The sequence below is a fragment of the Salmonella enterica subsp. diarizonae genome (genome assembly GCF_008692785.1).
In the GTDB taxonomy this organism is placed as follows: Bacteria; Pseudomonadota; Gammaproteobacteria; order Enterobacterales; family Enterobacteriaceae; genus Salmonella; species Salmonella diarizonae.
In genome coordinates, this window is record NZ_VXJV01000014.1 from 18,029 (window position 1) to 32,414 (window position 14,386).

The following is a 14,386-nucleotide window of genomic DNA, read 5'->3' on the forward strand; positions in this document are numbered from 1 at the left end:
AAAAGAAAAGGCCGAACACGTCGGCCTTTGCAAAAGAGAGGGGAATTACAGCAGACGACGGGCCGCTTCCACGACGATTTTCACCGCGTGGCTTTCAGTTTGTTTCATCGTTTCCGCATTCGGAATCTCTTGTTGGGTACGGTTGACGATAACCCCCGCCACCATACCTGCGCGTAAACCCTGGCTTGCACACATGGTTAACAGCGTAGCGGATTCCATTTCGTAGTTCATCACGCCCATCGCCTGCCACTCTTCCATAGAACCTTTGAAGTGACGAACAACGCGACCAGAATAGGTGTCGTAACGTTCCTGACCCGGATAGAAAGTGTCGGAAGAGGCAGTTACGCCAACGTGAGTCGTGGCGCCAATCGATTTCGCAGCTTCAACCAGCGCAGTGGTGCAGGAAAAGTCGGCAACGGCCGGGAATTCCATCGGCGCAAAATGCAGGCTCGCCCCATCCAGACGAACGGATGCGGTCGTTACCAAAACGTCGCCGACATTGATGTGCGGCTGAATCGCCCCCGTGGTGCCGATACGCAAGAAAGTACGAATACCCAGTTGCGCCAGTTCTTCCACGGCAATAGAGGTAGACGGGCCGCCGATACCGGTAGAGCAAACGATAACTGCTTTGCCATCCAGCTCAGCGCGCCAGGAGGTGAATTCGCGGTGAGATGCCAGCTTAACCGGCTTATCCATCAGCGCGGCGATCTTTTCCACACGCTCTGGATCGCCAGGGACGATGGCGAGCTGGGCCCCTTGTAAATCGTTTTTGGTGAGGCCGAGATGAAAAACATCAGACTTGGACATATAAAACTCCTCTGTGAATCGGGTTTGTCAGAAGAAGCAAAAAGACACTTTACCTAAGGCATAAAGATATTTTCGTGACAGCCATCACTATGGCGTAAAACAATTGCACTCGCTTACCATTAAAAAGTGATGTGCATCACAATAAATAATCAATATCGCCAGGCGTTGCACAAAAGATAGCCGCTTTAAGGCAATGTGGTTTGTTACACACTGTCTATAGTTAAGATTGCGCTATTTTTTTAAGGGTACGGAGAATACCATGACAACGACACATCCATCCGGCTTTGCACCTGCAGCCTCCCCGCTTGCCCCTACGATGATTCATACGCCTGATGAGGCCATTAGCGCGGGGATAACGTCCATTCCTTCTCAGGGCGACGATATGCCAGCCTATTACGCCAGACCAAAAACGAGCGACGGCGCGCTGCCTGTGGTCATTGTGGTGCAGGAAATTTTTGGCGTACATGAACACATTCGCGATATTTGCCGACGACTGGCGCTGGAAGGCTATCTCGCTATCGCGCCGGAACTCTATTTCCGCGAAGGCGACCCCAATGATTTCGCCGATATACCCACATTATTGAGCGGGCTGGTGGCTAAAGTACCGGATTCGCAAGTCCTTGCCGACCTGGATCACGTCGCCAGTTGGGCTTCGCGCAACGGTGGGGATGCGCATCGGCTGATGATCACCGGTTTTTGTTGGGGAGGCCGGATAACCTGGCTGTACGCCGCGCACAATCCACAGTTAAAAGCGGCGGTAGCGTGGTACGGCAAGCTAGTGGGCGACACGTCGCTCAACTCGCCGAAGCATCCCGTTGACATTGCCACCGATCTTAACGCGCCGGTACTGGGTTTATACGGCGGGCAGGATACCAGTATTCCACAGGAGAGCGTGGAAACCATGCGTCAGGCGCTACGCGCCGCTAACGCGAAGGCGGAAATCGTGGTCTATCCCGATGCAGGGCACGCATTTAATGCCGACTATCGTCCGGGCTACCACGAAGCCTCAGCAAAAGACGGCTGGCAAAGAATGCTGGAATGGTTCGCGCAGTACGGTGGGAAAAAAGGCTAACAACAGCGCATTACGATGTTTGTTGGGTCTACGATACCGGAGTCGGTGTAGGCTCAACAACGCGTCATAACCACGTTAGCTATGCTTTACCGCAGCATTTTTTATATTTTTTGCCGCTGCCGCAGGGACAGAGGTCGTTGCGGCTGACGACGCTCCCATTTTTACGCGCGTCCTGCGCCAGCCAGCGCATGAGCGACGCCATCGGATAGACCGCCACAATACTTTCCAATGACGCTATCCACCTGGTGATCATTCATACGTCGGATCTTTTTATTATCATGATCGCCAAGTAGCCAGATCAGAAAATAAAAAAAGAAATGAGAAGAACGGTAAACAGTGACAACAGTTGGTCAGGTAAAGCGCAGGCGCTACCCGTCAAAGGGTAGCGCCGCCTTGATGCCGGATAAACGCAGCGGCCAGGCTGGATTATTTCGCCTGACGCAGATTGTGTGCCGCTTTGACCATGTTCGCTAACGCCGCGCGGGTTTCCGGCCAACCGCGAGTTTTCAGACCGCAGTCCGGATTCACCCACAGGCGTTGTGCCGGAATACGCTGTGCCGCTTTCTTCAGCAAGGCTTCGATCCACTCGACGCTCGGCACGTTCGGCGAATGAATATCATACACGCCCGGCCCGATTTCGTTCGGATAATCGAACGCTTCAAACGACTCCAGCAACTCCATATCGGAACGCGAGGTTTCGATGGTGATCACGTCCGCATCCAGCGCCGCAATGGAGTCCATGATGTCATTAAACTCGCAGTAGCACATATGGGTGTGAATCTGGGTGTCGTCTTTCGCTACCGCCGCGTTGATGCGAAAGGCTTCTACGCCCCATTCCAGATAGGCGTCCCAGTCGCTGCGACGCAATGGTAAACCTTCGCGTAGCGCCGGCTCGTCGATCTGAATAATCCCGATCCCCGCAGCCTCCAGATCCGCTACTTCATCACGCAGCGCCAGCGCAATCTGTTTCGCAATCGTTTCGCGGGTCACGTCTTCGCGGGGAAACGACCAGCAAAGAATAGTCACCGGGCCGGTCAGCATCCCTTTTACCGGCTTGTCGGTCAGCGACTGGGCATATTTTGCCCACTCCACGGTAATCGGCGCCGGACGACTGATATCGCCGATTACCACCGGCGGCTTCACGCAGCGGGAACCATAGCTTTGCACCCAACCATTCTGGGTAAAGACGAAGCCGTCCAGGTGCTCGCCAAAATATTCCACCATGTCGTTACGCTCGGCTTCGCCGTGTACCAGCACGTCCAGCCCTAAACGTTCCTGCTCAATGATCGCCTGCTTGATATGTTCAGCGATGCCGGTGCGGTAGTTATTCGCGTCGAGGTTGCCCTTTTTGAAGTCCAGGCGCAGACCGCGAATCTCCGTGGTTTGCGGGAACGAACCGATAGTCGTCGTCGGCCAGGCGGGAAGCTTAAAACGGGCGCGTTGCGCTTCAGCACGCACCTCATAAGGATTCTCACGCTGGCTATCCTGCGCGGTGATCGCCGCCAGGCGTTTTTCTACCCCGGCATTATGGACGCGGGTTGAGTGGCGACGAGCCTGAATCGGCGCGCTCCACTCGGTAATCGCCGATGTGTCACCGCTGTTCAGCGCATCACGCAGCAACGCCAGTTCACCGCATTTTTGCAGCGCAAAGGCAAACCAGCTTTTTACTTCCGCATCCAGACGCGTTTCGACGCTGAGATCGATCGGACTGTGCAGCAAAGAGCAGGAGGATGCTACCCACAGCGCGCGTTTGCCCACAATGTCGTTAATCTGCGCGTGTTTCTCGGTCAAATCGGCGCGCCAGACATTACGCCCGTTAATCAAACCCGCAGAGAGCAGCCAGTCGGCCGGCAGACGTTGATGCAGTTCCGATACATCATCTTTGCCATGAATGAGGTCAACATGTAGCCCCTGTACCGGCAGCGCGATAATAGTATTAAGGTTTGGCGTCACGCCTTCAAAATAGGTTGTCAGCAACAGCTTCACCTGGCCGGCGAGCGCGTCGTAAGCCAGTTTGAAGGCATCCAGCCACGCCTGCGGCAGTTCCAGTACCAGCGCTGGTTCGTCAATTTGTACCCACTCGATACCACGCTTTGCCAGCTCAGCCAGCACTTGCTGATACACCGGCAAAATGTCTTTCAGCAACGTCAGGCGGTCAAACGGCTCGCCTTTCACTTTGCCCAGCCATAGATACGTGACAGGCCCCAGCAATACGGGTTTGATCTTATGACCCAGCGCCAGCGCTTCATCCACTTCCTCCAGCAATTGTGTCCAGGTGAGTCTGAACTGCTGGCCTTTGCTGAATTCCGGCACCATGTAGTGATAGTTAGTATTAAACCATTTGGTCATTTCCGCTGCCGCCGCCGGTTCGCCAGTCGGCGCGCGACCGCGGCCAATGCGGAATAGAGTGTCAATGTCCACGGAACCGTCGTTGTTCTGATGACGAGCCGGCACATTGCCTAACAGCAGGCTGGTGGTCAGAACATGGTCGTACCAGGCAAAGTCGCCTACCGGCAGCAGATCAATACCCGCTTGTTTCTGCTGCTCCCAGTGACGCGCGCGCAGTTCGCGCCCAACCGCCAGCAGTTCTTCACGGGTAGCGTTCCCCGCCCAGTAGCTCTCTTGCGCTTTTTTCAGCTCGCGACGCAGGCCAACGCGAGGAAAACCGAGGGTGTGAGTCAATATTGTCATTTTACTTCCTCTCTTATTTTATTGAATCTGAAAGTAAAACTCTAAATAGTTCGGCTTGCAGGAAGGCGGCGACACAGCGCATCCCCAGGAGCTTACTGAAGTAAGTGACTGGGGTAAGCAAGGAAGCCAACGCATCTGCAAGTCGAAATATGACGAGTTTTGGACGTCTGGATGTTTACACATCCATAATGTAAAGGTACTGTATATTCCTCAAGCGCAATTTGTTCATGGCGAAGTGAAGGACTTTCATGATCGAGATTAAACACCTGAAAACACTCCAGGCATTGCGGAATAGTGGATCGCTGGCTGCCGCGGCGGCGGTGCTACACCAGACCCAATCCGCTCTGTCTCACCAGTTCAGCGATCTGGAACAACGCCTTGGCTTCCGCCTGTTCGTGCGTAAAAGCCAGCCGCTGCGCTTTACGCCGCAGGGGGAGATTCTGCTGCAACTGGCAAACCAGGTGCTGCCGCAAATCAGCCGTGCGCTACAGGCATGCAACGAACCGCAGCAAACTCGTCTGCGCATCGCTATTGAATGTCATAGCTGTATTCAGTGGTTGACCCCGGCGCTGGAAAACTTCCGTGCAAACTGGCCGCAGGTAGAAATGGATTTCAAATCCGGCGTCACTTTTGATCCACAACCAGCCTTGCAACAAGGCGAGCTGGATTTGGTGATGACGTCGGATATTTTGCCGCGCAGCGGGCTGCACTATTCGCCGATGTTCGATTTTGAAGTCCGACTGGTGCTGGCACCCGACCATCCGCTGGCCAGCAAAACGCAGATTACGCCGGAAGATTTAGCCAGCGAAACGCTGTTAATTTACCCGGTGCAGCGCAGCCGACTGGATGTCTGGCGACATTTCCTGCAACCGGCGGGTATCAGTCCGCCGCTGAAAAGCGTGGATAATACGCTATTGCTGATTCAGATGGTGGCAGCCAGGATGGGGATTGCCGCCCTGCCGCACTGGGTGGTGGAAAGTGTTGAGCGCCAGGGTTTGGTGGTGACCAAAACCCTGGGCGATGGTCTGTGGAGCCGTCTGTATGCCGCCGTGCGCGACGGCGACCAGCGCCAGGCGGTGACCGAGGCGTTTATTCGCTCGACGCGGAATCACGCCTGCGATCATCTGCCGTTTGTGCGGAGCGCGGAGCGACCCATTTTCGATGCACCCACAGCGAAGCCAGGATCACAGCCGCGCCTGTAATAAAACTTGGCCAGTGGGGCTGCTGATGCCAAATTGCGAGATTAACCAGCAGTCCTGCGGGAACATGCATATTATTCATAATACCCAGCGTCCCGGCGTCCACCTGGGTAGCGCCATAGTTCCACATAAAGTAGCCAATGCCGGACGCCACCACGCCGAGAAACACCAGAATGCTCCATTGCAGCGTGGTTTCCGGCAACTGTTGCGCGTTCCCCAACAGCGACCATGCCACCGCCGCCACCAAAAACGCCCCCAGATAGAACCACGCAAAGGCGTTGTGCTGCGGCATGGGGCGGGTCTCCATCAGACGTTTATACCCCACCATTCCGATAGCGAAACTGATATTAGAAAGCTGCACCAGGAGCAAACCTACCCAAAAATGGTCGGTCACACGATCGTAGCGAATAATCCCGGCACCAATCACCGCCAGCAACGCGCTAAATGCATAGCCCCAGCGTAAACGACGCTGACTCATCACATCGTAAATCAGCGTGATATAGAGCGGCGTCAGAACGGTAAACAGCAGCAGTTCGGATACGGTCAGGTAGAGGTAGGCATGGAAGCTCAACATATACATGATGCCAAGCTGCATCGCCCCCACCAGCATATACAGGCTGATGGTTTTTAGGTTGTGCCCGCGAGTACGCAAAAACGGCAGAAAAACGAGCGCCGCCAGCCCAACGCGTATGAGCACCGCGAAATAGCTATCGACATGCCCGGCAAGATACTCGCCAAATAGACTAAAGGAGAAAGCCCACAGGATAGTGGTAATGATAAGTAGCGCCACAATGGATGTCTCTTAAAACAGGGAACACCCATTGTAGCGGAGAGCGAAGTTGACAACTGGTCAACTAACAAACAATCACGTCAGCGTAAGAAGAGTTCGCGTAGGTAATGCGGCACGGCGTTATCAGCGTTGATGCCGATCACCTCAAGTTCGGGATACAGGTCTTTCAGACGCTGGTGCGCATTGCCCATGATGCAGCCTTTACCCGCCATTGTGAGCATTTCAGCGTCGTTCATCCCGTCGCCAAAAGCGATACACTCTTTCAGGCTGTACCCCATCGCATGAGCGACCGCTTCCAGCGCATGACCTTTCGACACTCCGCCCGCCATCACTTCCAGACAGGTCAGCGTGGAGAAGCTCACGTTTACCCGATCCCCCCAGCGCGCGTTAATCGCCTGCTCCAGCGGCAACAACTTTTCATGGGTATCGCTGGTGAAAAACACTTTGCTGACGCCCTCCGGCTCCAGCAGCGCAGGCTCAAACAGCGAGTAGTTAAATACCGCCTCTTTGAAAAAACGCATTTCATCCGGGCGATGACGGTTCATAAACCATTCGTCGTCGCGATAAACGTTGGTGACGATGTCCGGGTTCGCATTCACCACCCCGAACAGGTCGCTGGCAATGTCGCGATCCAGATTATGCGTAAAAACCAAATTCCCGTCGGTATCGTGCACTCGCGCACCGTTGGAGGTGATCATGTAAGACTTGATTTCAAGATTATCGCGGATTTGCCCTACATCGACATGATGACGACCAGTGGCAAAGACAAAATGGATACCGCGTGCGGTCAACAGCTTCAGAGTCTCTTTGGCATAAGGGGACAACGTATGGTCGGGGGAGAGCAGCGTGCCATCTAAATCAGACGCAACAACCTGATACATAATAAAATTTAACCTCTAAGCAAAGCGATTTCCGCTGGATAAATTAGGCTTGTTGAAAAATCCAACAATGGCGTTAAGCGCGACTGAGCGCATGGCGTCCTTTTCAAAAAGGATCTCATGGTACGCGCCTTTGATAACCAGCGGTTTTCCCCCTTCACAAGGGTGCCCCGCCGCAGCGCGAATTTCACAAAAACGATCGTGGGTGCGGTTATCCACTACCCGCTCTTCTTCCGCCTGAATCAGTAGCGTAGGCGTCGCGTCATCGCTCGCCCCCGCCAGTACCTGCTCACCCGCCAGAATGCCTTCGCGCACCCAATGCCAGGTGGGGCCGCCGACGCGCAGTTGCGGCTCGTCGGCATAAAATCGTAAGTTGCGCTGATAACGCTGGCGGCTGTGGGTCAGCGCATTCATCCCAAACGGTAACGCCCGCCACTGACCGGTACCAATGGCGTAATCTTCACGGATGCGCTGGTGCCCTTCGGCCCAGTCGAGAATATGGCGCACCATGAAGGAAGGCAAGCGTATCACAATACCAAACATCGGCGCGGTGAGCGCAATAGCGTCGCACCGCACACGATGGCGTTGCAGGAACAAGGTGGCTATCGCGCCCCCCATTGAGTGCGCAAGAATATAACGCTTACGCCACGGCCCCGGCTCAATTTCCTGTTGCCAGAACGCCGCTAAGTCCTCAACATAATCGTTAAAATGATCAACATGACCCCGATGCGGGTCCGATAACATTCGCCCGGAGCGCCCTTGCCCACGGTGGTCGATGATGAAGATATCAAAACCGAGATGAAAGAGATCGTACGCCAGTTCAGCGTATTTTACGTAACTCTCAATGCGGCCAGGACAAATGATGATCGTCCGATCGTTGGAATCGGTCCGAAAACGGACAAAACGTACCGGAATGTTGCCCACGCCGATAAACTCCGCCTCTTCCCGCTGACGCCAGAAATCAGTCAACGGCCCCATAGCAAAAGCAGCGAACGCATTTTCTCTTGTTTCCCAGTCCTTTTGCTGCTGAAACATCGGGTATCCGGCCTCATTTACCAGGTAAAATCGTTTTTTGCGTCGTGTCTGACACAACACAGCGGCAGTAGCGTATTGTGGCACAAAAACAGACAACCAGGGAGTTTCACATGACCTTTGAATGGTGGTTCGCCTATCTGCTGACCTCAACTCTGTTGAGTCTTTCTCCGGGTTCTGGTGCCATCAATACCATGACGACGTCTATCAACCATGGATATCGTGGCACAGCGGCTTCTATCGCCGGACTCCAGACCGGGCTGGGTATACATATCGTACTGGTGGGCGTCGGACTGGGTACGCTCTTTTCGCGCTCGCTCATCGCTTTTGAAATCCTGAAATGGGCTGGCGCGGCTTATCTTATCTGGCTGGGTATCCAGCAGTGGCGCGCCGCAGGCGCTATCGATCTGCATACCCTCGCCCAGACGCAATCGCGGGGCCGATTGTTCAAACGCGCGATATTTGTCAATCTAACCAATCCCAAAAGCATTGTCTTTCTTGCCGCCCTGTTTCCGCAATTCATCATGCCGCAGCAACCGCAACTGGCGCAGTACCTCATTCTCGGCGTCACCACGATTGTGGTTGATATGATTGTGATGACCGGTTACGCCACGCTGGCGCAACGCATTGCCGCCTGGATTAAAGGACCAAAACAGATGAAGGCGCTGAATAAAGCGTTTGGTTCGTTATTTATGCTGGTAGGCGCGCTCCTGGCGTCGGCAAGACATGCATGATAGTAGTGCCGGATGACGTTTATCCGGCCCGGAGGTAAATTAACGCGAAATAATCAGGTGAATGCCAAAGCCCGCAAACAGAGCGCCGGCAAAGCCATCAATCCATTTCGCCAGACGCTGATAGCCGCGGCGCATTTTCGGCAGCGCGAACAGGCTGGCGACCACAGTAAACCAGGCCAGCGTTTCCAGGGTGATTAACGCGAAAATACCCCAGCGCGCCGCAGCGCCGACGTTATCGCCGACGAACAGTGAAAAAACGGAACCAAAATAGATAATCGCTTTCGGATTTGACAGATTGGTCAACAGCCCTTTGAGAAAGCTGCGCCCGCTCTGCGCCAGTTCAACGTGCGGAGAAGGCACCGCCGCATCTTGTTTTTTCAACGCGCCGCGCAGCATCTGATAGCCCATCCAGCACAGGTACAGGCCGCCGCCTACCATAATGATCGTATGCAACCAGGCCATTTTTTCGATGATAAGATGCAGGCCAAGCAGCGCCACGCCCGCCCATACCATCACGCCGCAGGTAATGCCCAGTACGCCCATCATCGCTTCTTTACGCGAACGGCTGACGGCAGTTTGAGACACGAAGAAAAAGTCGGGGCCGGGGCTCATTAGCGCAACGATGTGCACCATTGCCACGGTGAAAAATAGCATCATCATAAAAATGACTCGCGGGAAAATAGTTCAGTGAGTCACCATCCTGGCACTTTTTTGCCGGGCTGACTACTCTTCGTCATCACCATCGACATGCGCGCGGATGAGCGCCATGAATTCTTTCCCGAAGCGCTCCAGTTTTCGCATCCCAACCCCGTTAACGCTCAACATCTCGCTGGCGGAAACCGGCATCTGTTCCGCCATCTCTATCAGCGTGGCGTCGTTAAAGACCACATACGGCGGGATATTCTCTTCATCAGCGATAGCTTTACGCAGCTTGCGCAACTTAGCGAACAATTTGCGATCGTAATTACCGCCGAATGATTTCTGCATCACGCGGGGTTTGAGGGCGACAATGCGCGGCACCGCAAGCTTGAGCGGAACGTCTCCACGGAGTACCGGACGCGCGGCATCCGTCAACTGTAATGCGGAATGCTGCGCAATATTTTGCATTACCAGCCCCAGATGAATGAGCTGGCGAATCACGCTCACCCAGTGCTCATGGCTCTTTTCTCGTCCCATGCCATAAACCTTGAGTTTGTCATGACCGAAATCGCGGATGCGTTGGTTATTCGCGCCGCGGATCACCTCGACGACGTAGCCCATGCCAAAACGCTGGTTAACCCGACCAATGGTAGAAAGCGCAATCTGGGCATCGTTTAAGCCATCATATTGTTTGGGCGGATCGAGACAGATATCGCAGTTACCGCACGGTTCTTGTCGGCCTTCGCCAAAGTAATTAAGCAATACCAGGCGACGGCAGGTTTGCGCTTCGGCAAAAGCGCCCATCGCATTCAGTTTATGCCGTTCAATATCCTGAAGCTGTCCGGCTGGTTTCTCTTCCAGACAACGACGCAGCCAGGCCATATCAGCCGGATCGTAAAATAACATGGCTTCCGCAGGCAGTCCGTCGCGCCCGGCGCGGCCCGTTTCCTGATAGTAGGATTCAATATTGCGCGGGATATCGAAATGCACGACGAAACGTACGTTAGGTTTGTTTATGCCCATTCCAAAAGCGACGGTCGCCACCACGATTTGCAGATCGTCGCGCTGAAATTTTTCCTGCACATCGGCGCGAATAGCGTTTTCCAGCCCCGCATGATAGGCCGCCGCGCTAATGCCGCGGCTTTGCAAGCGCGCGGCAGTATCTTCCACTTTCGCCCGGCTGTTACAGTAGATGATACCCGATTTGCCGCGTTGCTCCTGAACATAGCGCATTAGCTGATCGAGCGGCTTAAACTTCTCCATCAGCATGTAGCGAATATTTGGTCGGTCAAAGCTACTGATCTGGATTAACGGATCGTTAAGCCCAAGCAAACGAATAATATCCAGACGCGTGGTGTCGTCGGCGGTGGCGGTCAACGCCATAAACGGCAAAGCGGGAAAACGCTGGCGAAGCTGACCGAGAGCCGCATATTCCGGACGGAAATCATGTCCCCATTGCGAGATACAGTGCGCTTCATCCACCGCTAGCAATACCGGATTCCAGTGCGCCAGATGATCAAGAAAGTTGTCCAGCATCAGGCGTTCCGGCGCAATATACAGCAGACGAATCTGTCCAGTACGGCACCCCGCCATCACCTCAAGCTGCTGCTCGCGGCTTTGAGTGGAGTTCAGACACGCCGCCGCCACACCGTTCGCCAGTAGCTGATCGACCTGGTCTTTCATCAACGAGATCAACGGCGAAACGACAACGGTCAACCCGTCCAGTAACAACGCGGGGATTTGATAGCACAAAGATTTGCCGCCGCCGGTGGGCATGACGACCAGACAGTCGCGACCGGAGAGCACAGTATCAATAATCGCTTCCTGGCCCGGGCGAAACTGTTGGTAGCCAAAGGTTTCCTGCAAAACCTGTTTAGCCCCTGATTCCAGATTCAACACTTCCGCCTGCGCCACATTAACCCCGTTCACCATAAATCAAAACAGGCGCTATTTTCAGCGCCTGCGAGAGAAACTGCAATGTTTAAAATACAATCCGATCAGAAGATATCGTTGAGCATCACGCCGACGCCGACACGTGTCTGATTAAAATTATAGTCGATCAGTGATTCGCCATAGCCGCTGTACACCTGGGTATAAAGTCGGACATGTTTGGTGACCGGATAGCTTAATCCAAGCTCCGCGCCGCCATATCCTGTATTCCAGTTGTACTGGCCTTTGGCGCTTAATACCGCCTCGCCCAGGTGATAACCGATTTTAAGCTGGTAATAACCCATATATTTGGTAATGTCCGGATTATCGTCGGTACTGCCAATCACGTACCACGGTTTGACCTCTACCAGCCAGTTGCCGTTTTCGGCCATCAGACGGGTATACAGACGGTTCCAACTGCGCGAGGTGGGGTCCGAACGTCCGTTAGAGTCATGGTTGTAGCCCATCTCTACGTCGCGCAGCGTCCAGCCGGCAAAGCGATAATCCGTAGCAAAACCAAGAAAAAGCTGCGGTTCGTAGTTGGTTTCACGAAACGGCGAAGACTCTTTACTGTTGGAAAGCTGCCACCAGGATTTCTGCGTATAGGAAGCGCCCAGTACCGAGTTCGGCCCCAGTATTCCGCGCCACAGCGGAAACGCCAGACTCAACTGAAATTTCACTTCATCTTTACGTGCGTTTTCAGACCAGTTGTAGGTACGAATGGCCTCTTTGTTCAGATCGCTGGTGTTCGTGTAGATCAAGTAGTTCGTGTCATAAGGGTAAAGCGTAAAAGGGTTATCATGCTCCTGTAGCATGTTAGCGATGATACTTCCCCGCACTGCAGGCGCATCATGAACCTCTTTTATCGTAGCTTCTTGTGCATATACCGCTAGTGGCAGTAGCGTGGTTGGCAACAACCAACTCAGAATCGCCCGCATTCTTGGTGTTCTCCTGACGAAATATTTTCAGCTTGAATCATTCTCTGCCAACCATTTTTACATATTTACACACATAGCCGTTAGTTATCCCTTCTTAAAGTAGAAAACAACAATTAAGAAGCATAATATCAACATTTAATTAACTAATGGAGTGTCAGGAACCTATGTCCGCTGTACTTACCGCTGAACAAGCTCTGAAATTAGTGGGTGAAATGTTTGTCTACCACATGCCGTTTAATCGGGCGTTAGGACTGGAGCTGGAACGCTATGAAAAAGCGTTCGCCCAACTGGCCTTTAACAACCAGCCGATGATGGTCGGCAACTGGGCGCAAAGCATTTTACACGGCGGTGTGATCGCCTCTGCGCTGGATGTCGCCGCTGGACTGGTATGCGTCGGCAGCACGCTAACTCGTCACGAAACAATCAGCGAAGATGAATTACGCCAGCGCCTGTCGCGGATGGGAACGATTGACCTGCGCGTCGATTACCTGCGTCCGGGCAGAGGCAACCGCTTTACGGCCACCAGTAGCCTGCTGCGCGCAGGGAATAAAGTGGCCGTCGCCCGCGTGGAATTACACAATGAAGATCAGCTGTACATCGCCAGCGCCACCGCCACTTATATGGTGGGATAAAAGCAGGTAAACTGTTGTTACACTTCAGATACGAGTTTTCCGGATGGATGCAAAACAAACACGGCAGGGCGTATTACTCGCTCTTGCCGCCTATTTTATTTGGGGGATCGCCCCCGCGTATTTCAAGCTGATCTATTATGTTCCCGCAGATGAGATCCTGACGCACCGCGTGATTTGGTCATTTTTCTTTATGGTGGCGCTGCTTAGCGTCAGCCGCCAGTGGCGACAGGTTAAGAACCTACTGAAAACGCCAAAGAAGATTTTCCTGCTGGCCTTATCCGCCGTACTGGTCGGCGGTAACTGGCTATTATTCATTTGGGCGGTAAATAATCACCATATGCTGGAGGCCAGCCTGGGTTATTTTATTAATCCGCTGGTTAACATCTTGCTGGGGATGATTTTTCTCGGTGAACGGTTCCGACGTATGCAGTGGCTGGCGGTGATTCTGGCGGTGTGCGGCGTACTGGTGCAGCTTTGGACATTTGGCTCGCTGCCGATTATCGCGCTGGGGCTGGCGTTTAGCTTTGCGTTTTACGGCCTGGTTCGTAAGAAGATCGCCGTTGAAGCGCAGACCGGTATGCTGGTTGAGACGCTATGGCTGTTGCCGGTCGCAGCGGTTTATCTGTTTGGCATCGCCGATAGCGCCACCAGCCATATGGAACAGAATCCCCTGTCATTGAACCTGCTGTTGATTGCCGCCGGTGTCGTCACCACCATTCCGCTGCTGTGCTTCACCGGCGCGGCAACACGTCTGCGCCTCTCTACGCTAGGCTTCTTCCAGTACATTGGCCCAACGCTGATGTTCCTGCTGGCAGTCACCTTTTATGATGAACATCCGGGCGCGGATAAGATGGTGACGTTCGGGTTTATCTGGGTAGCGCTGGCGATTTTCGTGATGGATGCGCTGTATACCCAGCGCAGAACGCGTAAAGGATTGTGATTGCGGTTTACTTATCAGGCCTACAAATTCCGTAGGCCTGATAAGTCGTAGCGCCTGCTTTTTAACCCCACTTGAAGTAACAATCCTGATTTAATAGTTCATAAA

Annotated in this window: 13 protein-coding genes and 1 pseudogene; 5 read left to right on the top strand and 9 right to left on the bottom strand. The window is 53.7% G+C overall.

The window, feature by feature from the left end; all coding sequences use genetic code 11:
• Positions 1–45 precede the first annotated feature (45 nt).
• On the bottom strand, positions 46–807 hold the full coding sequence (gene udp, locus F4V72_RS21915) for a uridine phosphorylase (RefSeq protein ID WP_136058583.1): 762 nt from the start codon (positions 805–807) through the stop codon (positions 46–48).
• A gap of 259 nt (positions 808–1,066) precedes the next feature.
• On the opposite strand from udp, the gene F4V72_RS21920 reads away from it, so the two are divergent.
• The gene (locus F4V72_RS21920) at positions 1,067–1,879 is read left to right on the top strand and encodes a dienelactone hydrolase family protein (protein WP_079796627.1); all 813 of its coding nucleotides are present in this window, start codon (positions 1,067–1,069) and stop codon (positions 1,877–1,879) included.
• Between the two features lie 79 nt (positions 1,880–1,958).
• On the opposite strand, the pseudogene F4V72_RS21925 reads toward F4V72_RS21920, so the two are convergent.
• Both F4V72_RS21925 and metE read right to left on the bottom strand, forming a co-directional pair.
• Positions 1,959–2,090, bottom strand: a pseudogene (locus F4V72_RS21925) (SEC-C metal-binding domain-containing protein); the annotation flags it as partial.
• Positions 2,091–2,305: 215 nt separating this feature from the next.
• Positions 2,306–4,570 (bottom strand): 5-methyltetrahydropteroyltriglutamate--homocysteine S-methyltransferase, encoded by a 2,265-nt coding sequence (gene metE / locus F4V72_RS21930; RefSeq protein ID WP_023247406.1) that lies wholly within the window; start codon positions 4,568–4,570, stop codon positions 2,306–2,308.
• A 248-nt stretch (positions 4,571–4,818) separates the two neighbouring features.
• On the opposite strand from metE, the gene metR reads away from it, so the two are divergent.
• On the top strand, positions 4,819–5,772 hold the full coding sequence (gene metR, locus F4V72_RS21935; RefSeq protein WP_053510994.1) for an HTH-type transcriptional regulator MetR: 954 nt from the start codon (positions 4,819–4,821) through the stop codon (positions 5,770–5,772).
• Here the strand turns inward: metR and F4V72_RS21940 are convergent.
• The 3 genes from F4V72_RS21940 to pldB all read right to left on the bottom strand — a co-directional run bounded on the left by F4V72_RS21940 (position 5,660) and on the right by pldB (position 8,472).
• Positions 5,660–6,559: a carboxylate/amino acid/amine transporter gene (locus F4V72_RS21940; RefSeq protein ID WP_023247404.1), complete on the bottom strand. Its 900-nt coding sequence runs from the start codon at positions 6,557–6,559 to the stop codon at positions 5,660–5,662. The two genes, metR and F4V72_RS21940, sit on opposite strands and share 113 nt — an antisense overlap.
• 80 nt (positions 6,560–6,639) lie before the next feature.
• Positions 6,640–7,440, bottom strand: a complete 801-nt coding sequence (gene yigL / locus F4V72_RS21945) for a sugar/pyridoxal phosphate phosphatase YigL (protein ID WP_023247403.1) — start codon at positions 7,438–7,440, stop codon at positions 6,640–6,642.
• Between the two features lie 15 nt (positions 7,441–7,455).
• Positions 7,456–8,472, bottom strand: a complete 1,017-nt coding sequence (gene pldB / locus F4V72_RS21950; protein WP_023247402.1) for a lysophospholipase L2 — start codon at positions 8,470–8,472, stop codon at positions 7,456–7,458.
• A 110-nt stretch (positions 8,473–8,582) separates the two neighbouring features.
• Between pldB and rhtB the strand changes: the two genes are divergently transcribed.
• Positions 8,583–9,203, top strand: a complete 621-nt coding sequence (gene rhtB / locus F4V72_RS21955) for a homoserine/homoserine lactone efflux protein (protein WP_023247401.1) — start codon at positions 8,583–8,585, stop codon at positions 9,201–9,203.
• A 39-nt stretch (positions 9,204–9,242) separates the two neighbouring features.
• On the opposite strand, the gene rhtC is transcribed toward rhtB, so the two are convergent.
• The 3 genes from rhtC to pldA all read right to left on the bottom strand — a co-directional run bounded on the left by rhtC (position 9,243) and on the right by pldA (position 12,709).
• On the bottom strand, positions 9,243–9,863 hold the full coding sequence (gene rhtC / locus F4V72_RS21960; RefSeq protein ID WP_023247400.1) for a threonine export protein RhtC: 621 nt from the start codon (positions 9,861–9,863) through the stop codon (positions 9,243–9,245).
• Between the two features lie 63 nt (positions 9,864–9,926).
• The gene (gene recQ / locus F4V72_RS21965; RefSeq protein WP_023247399.1) at positions 9,927–11,756 is read right to left on the bottom strand and encodes an ATP-dependent DNA helicase RecQ; all 1,830 of its coding nucleotides are present in this window, start codon (positions 11,754–11,756) and stop codon (positions 9,927–9,929) included.
• A gap of 83 nt (positions 11,757–11,839) precedes the next feature.
• On the bottom strand, positions 11,840–12,709 hold the full coding sequence (gene pldA, locus F4V72_RS21970; RefSeq protein ID WP_023247398.1) for a phospholipase A: 870 nt from the start codon (positions 12,707–12,709) through the stop codon (positions 11,840–11,842).
• Positions 12,710–12,873: 164 nt separating this feature from the next.
• Here pldA and yigI point away from each other — a divergent pair, with 164 nt between their 5' ends.
• A complete protein-coding gene (gene yigI, locus F4V72_RS21975; protein WP_001277136.1) occupies positions 12,874–13,341 on the top strand; it encodes an acyl-CoA thioesterase YigI in 468 nt (155 codons plus the stop codon).
• A 43-nt stretch (positions 13,342–13,384) separates the two neighbouring features.
• Positions 13,385–14,281, top strand: coding sequence for an EamA family transporter RarD (gene rarD, locus F4V72_RS21980; protein WP_053510992.1), 897 nt, complete (start codon positions 13,385–13,387; stop codon positions 14,279–14,281).
• Positions 14,282–14,386: the final 105 nt, after the last annotated feature.